The 1,031-nt window shown below is 75.2% G+C and carries 1 protein-coding gene; it reads left to right on the forward strand.

Features of this window, described 5'->3' with window-relative positions:
* Window positions 1-120 precede the first annotated feature (120 nt).
* Complete coding sequence (locus tag QCD68_RS17180) at window positions 121-801, forward strand: hypothetical protein (RefSeq protein ID WP_301223890.1); 681 nt, start codon at window positions 121-123, stop codon at window positions 799-801.
* Window positions 802-1,031 lie beyond the last annotated feature (230 nt).

Below are 1,031 nucleotides of genomic sequence, written 5' to 3' on the forward strand. Positions count from 1 at the left end.
GGCCGGCGCCCGGTCATTTTGTTAAAACGCGCCGGGGATCCCGTCTTGCGTCCCTGATGGCGGGCCGGGCCCCCCCCCCCGGGCGGGCGGGCGGCCCGGCCGTGGTGGGATGATCTCGTCGTGCTCACCGACGCCGCCATCGTCGCCGCCCTCCGAGCGGCACGCCCCCTCTCGTACTCGGTGACCCAGATCGACGCAGCTGACGGCGTCATGACGATGCTGATCAGTCAGGCGGGGTCGCAGGCACACCTCCGGATCGCGCTTCCGTCGACCCGTGCGCCGCAGTGGTGGCTGCATGCACCTGCGGAGGACGCCGAGGACTGGGTGGGCCAGCTGCTCACCTGGATCGACGAAGAAGTGGACACCGACGGCCTCGGCGAGAGCCGTGCGAGGACGATGATCGACGGCGTGAGCCACGTCGTCGCGGAGAGCTACGGATGGCGGCTCGCCGACCCTGTCGAGCACGCCCGGTTGAGCGCACTGGCCGGTCCGCTCGGTTGGCGCGACGCCGATGAGCCAGCCCTCCCCGTGGCCGTACCCGCCGTCCGCGAGCTGGTGGTCGACGGCGAGCACTTCCGTATCTCCGTGGAGGGGGCCGCACACCAGGTCACGTGGCTCACCGGGCCCAACGCCGGCTACGGCTACAGCGGGATGCTCGCCGGTACGAGCGGGATGAGCCCCGAGTCGATCGAGGCGGTCATCGCTGTGGCGATGGGTGATGACGAGCGACTGCGGCGGGACATCCGTGCCTTCCTGGCAGAGATCGACCCGGCAACCGGCTTCCTCCGCGAGGTCGATTGAGCGGATCAGGCCGGTCCTGAGCGGCCGGGAGGGGGGGGGGGGGGGGGGGGCCCCCCCCGCCGGGCCGGCGGGCCGCCCCCCCCGCGCGCCCCCCCCCCCCCCGCGGGGGGGGGGGGCCGGGCCGCGGGGGGGCGCCGCGCCCCCCCGCGCCCCCCCCCCCCCGCCGCCCCGGCCCCGGACCGCGGCACGACGTCGGTGTCCGTCGCCGCCCAGCTCGGCCATCACGAGCA

The organism is Curtobacterium sp. PsM8 (assembly GCF_030433875.1).
Classification (GTDB): domain Bacteria; phylum Actinomycetota; class Actinomycetes; order Actinomycetales; family Microbacteriaceae; genus Curtobacterium.